The sequence below is a fragment of the Methanomethylovorans sp. genome, from assembly GCF_041305605.1.
GTDB lineage: Archaea > Halobacteriota > Methanosarcinia > Methanosarcinales > Methanosarcinaceae > Methanomethylovorans.
Genome location: NZ_JBFYLB010000153.1, coordinates 1 through 4557, shown reverse-complemented (window position 1 = coordinate 4557; position 4557 = coordinate 1). Strand labels below are relative to the sequence as shown.

Below are 4557 nucleotides of genomic sequence, written 5' to 3'. Positions count from 1 at the left end.
ATATCAACTAACTGGAATTTACCGTTTTGTAATTTGACAAATTCTATTTCGAACATTGCGAAACCTCAAAAAGATCATGAAATTATCTGGCCATTACAGCGCATTTCATTTCCATGCTGGGTCACTTCTGTCTGCCACATGTGATCAAGGACCTTGTAAGGATTAGCTTTGTTTCATATTCATTCAATTGGTCCAGGTTAATAGTTGCATGTTTTTGCTTATATTTAAGTATTCTTTAATTGATCAGACAGAAAATGATAGCATATCAAGGACTAAAAGTCCTGGAATGCATTTCCTATTAGAATGATCATATCAACTCTAGCAGGCTTTTCAAAGCCTAATCCCTAAACATATTTATCCAATCATGCATTTGATTATTTAAGAAGGTGGAAGAACATGCAGCTAAAAGTACAACCCATTGATATCAAGGTCGGGAAATACAAGGTAGTCTTGAACAGTGCGGATGCCAAGGAGCTTGGCGTGAATGCCGGTGACAGAGTGAGGATACGAGATCATACCACTGTTACTGCTATTGTTGATTTCACGGAGGATATGATAACTCCGGGCATGATCGGCCTTTATCATGAGGTGCAGGAACAGCTTCAAAGGCAATGGACAGAAACAGTGGAAGTGGAACCTGCCGAGAAGCCAAAGTCCGCACGCATCATCAGGAAGGTTATGGACAAGCAGAAGCTCACTAAGGAAGAGATATATGAACTTGTAAAAGACATTGTGGAAGAGAATCTCACTGATGTGGAGGTATCAGCTTTCCTTACCGCTTCCTACATCAACGACATGAGCGAGGAAGAGACCGAGTGGCTGACCCGGGCCATGGTGGATTCCGGAGAGAAGATAGAGTTCGACATGCACCCCATCATGGACAAGCATTCGATCGGAGGCGTGCCAGGCAACAAGATCACTTTGCTCATAGTGCCCATTGTGGCAGCTAATGGCCTGTTGATACCAAAGACCAGCTCCAGGGCAATAACGGGGGCTGGAGGCACTGCCGACCTCATGCAGGTACTGGCACCTGTGGAGTTCACAGCCGCTCAGATCAAGGAAATGACCCAGAAGGTCGGTGCGGTCATTGTATGGGGGGGAGCTACCAACATAGCCCCTGCCGATGATAAACTTATCAAGGTGGAATACCCGCTCTCCATAGATCCCCACTGCCAGTTGCTTGCATCCATCATGGCAAAGAAGAGCGCTGTGGGAGCGGACAAAGTTGTTATCGATATACCCATGGGTTCCGGTACCAAGATACCCGATATGAAAACAGGACGCAAGCTCGCCAGGGACCTCATCAGCCTGGGGGAACGCCTGGGAATGGAAGTGGACTGTGCTCTCACCTACGGCTCATCACCTATCGGGCGGACCATCGGTCCAGCCCTGGAAGTAAGAGAAGCTCTAGAGGTACTGGAGACCATGCAAGGTCCTAACAGTCTTATTGAGAAGAGCGTTGGACTTGCAGGCATGCTCCTGGAAATGGGGGGGGCAGCAGCCCGGGGACAGGGACGCGATCTGGCACTCGAAACTCTCAGGAATGGCAAAGCTCTGGCAAAGCTCAAGGAGATCATAGCCATACAGGGCGGCAATCCTGACGTAACCAGCAAAGATATCAAAATAGGCGAGTTCAGTGCACAGATAAAAGCTCCCAGCAATGGATATATAATAGAGTTCCGCAACAAGCGCATAGTACAGATAGCCAGGCTTGCTGGTGCACCCAACGACAAAGGCGCAGGTGTGTATATCCACAAGAAACGTGGTGAATCCGTACAGCAGGGAGAACCTGTTATAACCATCTATGCTGAAAAAGAAGTAAAGCTGCAGGCAGCTCTCAAGAGTGCCAGGCAGGATCCGCCATTGATCGTGGAAGGCATGCTCATTGAAAGAGTAACAGATATCCGCGAGGTATAACAGATACAGGAAACATCATGAGAAGAATAGTGATCTTACGTATTGGACACAGGGCCTTCAGGGATAAGCGTATAACCACGCATGTAGGTCTGACTGCCCGAGCCTTGGGTGCCGAAGGCATGCTGCTGGCTTCTGATGACCCTGGCATCAAGCAGAACATCGAAGATGTAGCCACTCGCTGGGGTGGTGACTTCTACGTAATCAACGATGTTAACTGGAAGCATGAGGTAAAGAAATGGAAAGATGAAGGTGGAAAGGTCTGCCATCTCTCCATGTATGGCATAAATCTCCCCGACGCTGTGGATGAGATAAGGCAATGTGAGCAGCTCATGATAGTGGTGGGTGCAGAAAAGGTCCCATCCGAAATATACGACCTTGCCGACTGGAACATTGCAGTGGGCAGCCAACCTCATTCTGAAGTTGCAGCTATTGCCATAACCATGGACCGCATAGCTATGATAGATCCCCTTAAACAGTCATTGCCCGGTGGACAACTGTCCATAGTACCCATGGAAAGGGGAAAAAAGGTCATCGAAAGATAATGAGTTCTATTCTTTTGCTTTCTTAATCCCTGATCTTTAAAGACATGCATGATCGAGAGCAAAGCCAGAGGATACGAAACCCTGAAGGACAGAGAACTTGAACGCTCCATTATTGAGATACTCTGTCTTGTATCTTTTTTGATCATGATCCCATCTTGAGGATAGAAATATCTGTATCAGCCCCGATCCTTTCAAGGATTGATTTGTAGAATAGATTATATATTAATAAATATATAATAACTCTTTGAATTAATCCTTTCCAATGTGTGCCCGGGGATATTATGCTCAAACCTTTAGACAAGATCACCATAAAGAGATCATCACTTATCGTAATCACCTTAGTATCAGTCTGCCTTCTGATATGTTCAGTTTTTTTGGGAACTGTGCTTTACGATCATTATGTTGAGCCTGAACAGCCCAATCTTGCTAACTTTGAGATCACTTCAATAAGCAGTTCCTCATTCAGGATAATCAATAATGGAACTAATCCAATTAATTTTGATGAGAACATTGTACTTATACTGGAATCTGAAGGGCAAACATATGAGTTCAATAGCTCAGTTATAAAAGTTTTGAATTCTGCAGGCACATACGAGGTCAATCTTACACAGCAGACCTATGCACTAAAGATCGATTCGGGAAAGAAAGTGACCGTAAAGGTCGTAGACTCGACCAAAGGCTCTGTAATACTTGAAGAAGAGGTAATTATTGCTGCTGGCAATACCACATCCTCCAATACTACATCTTCTGGTCCCTCACCAACGAATGATAACATAACAGATGATTCTACTTTAAATGAAGGATCTGATGACCATTCTATCATGGGCTCATCTACTACTGATAACTCCAGCATTGACTCTTCTGAATTTGATTATGTTTCCAACATATCTTCCACAGCGTACTCAGAGAATTCTTCCGGAGCAGCCTATCTGACAGATGCTTACCTGTACAACGGTACAGAACCCGATGATGATACAGAGCTTGATGATAGCGGTATCAATCTGGAGGTCCTTGAAGAAGAAGATGAAGAAGGAACCACTGTCCTGTTCATCAACAGTTCTGAAAATCCAATAGCAGGAGGAGTGGCACATTATTACAAGGGCGGGTGGAAGGATCTTGGAACAACGGACAGCAATGGGAAGGTTATACAAAAATTGGATGATGGGACCTATACTTTCCGTATGACCTATCATAATTCCTCAAAAAGCATCAGACAAGACATCAGGCTAGATAAAAGGATAGAATTTCAAACTGTCAATACCATATTTTCAGTATACGACAGCAATAACAACGTGGTAGATACGAATGCAGCAACAGTGCAGTACTATGCAGTTGGATGGAAGACACTTGGAAAAACCGAACATGGAACCATATCAAAGGAACTAATGCCAGCAAACTACAGTTTCCGTATCACTTATGGTAATATATCAAAGACCATGAAACAGGATATTTCAATAGATAATACAGTGGACTTCAGAACAGCAAATACAGTAGTTTCACTATGCGACAGCAATAACAATGTAATTGATACCAATGCAGCAACAGTACAATACTACGCAGCAGGGTGGAAGACATTAGGAACTACAGAGCATGGAACAGCTTCAAAGGAACTAATGCCGGCAAATTACACTTTCCGTATCACTTATGGCAATATATCAAAGACCATGAAACAGGATATTGCCATCGATAATACAGTGGACTTCAGAACAGCAAATACAATATTTTCACTATACGACAGCAATAACAACATGATAGATACGAATGCAGCAACAATACAGTACTATGCAGCAGGATGGAAGACATTAGTAACTACAGATCATGGAACAGCTTCAAAGGAACTAATGCCGGCAAATTACACATTCCGTATCACATATGGCAATATATCAAAAACCATGAAACAGGATATTGCGATCGATAATACGGTGGACTTCAGAACGCAAAATGCAGTAGTTTCACTATATGACAGCAACAATGTGATAATTGATACGAATGCTGCTACAGTTCAATACTATGCTGCTGGATGGAAGACACTTGGAACGACTGAACATGGAACGGTATCAAAGGAGCTAATGCCGGCAAACTACACTTTCAGGATAAC

Annotated in this window: 3 protein-coding genes; all 3 read left to right on the top strand. The window is 43.7% G+C overall.

All coding sequences use genetic code 11. The features are described 5' to 3' along the window. The first annotated feature begins 396 nt into the window (after positions 1-396). The gene (locus ACCM36_RS09605; RefSeq protein ID WP_370573539.1) at positions 397-1917 is read left to right on the top strand and encodes an AMP phosphorylase; all 1521 of its coding nucleotides are present in this window, start codon (positions 397-399) and stop codon (positions 1915-1917) included. Positions 1918-1934: 17 nt separating this feature from the next. Continuing rightward, positions 1935-2459 (top strand): tRNA (cytidine(56)-2'-O)-methyltransferase, encoded by a 525-nt coding sequence (locus ACCM36_RS09600; protein ID WP_370573538.1) that lies wholly within the window; start codon positions 1935-1937, stop codon positions 2457-2459. A gap of 281 nt (positions 2460-2740) precedes the next feature. Further along, positions 2741-4557: hypothetical protein (locus ACCM36_RS09595; protein WP_370573537.1), on the top strand; the 1817-nt coding region annotated here is incomplete at its 3' end.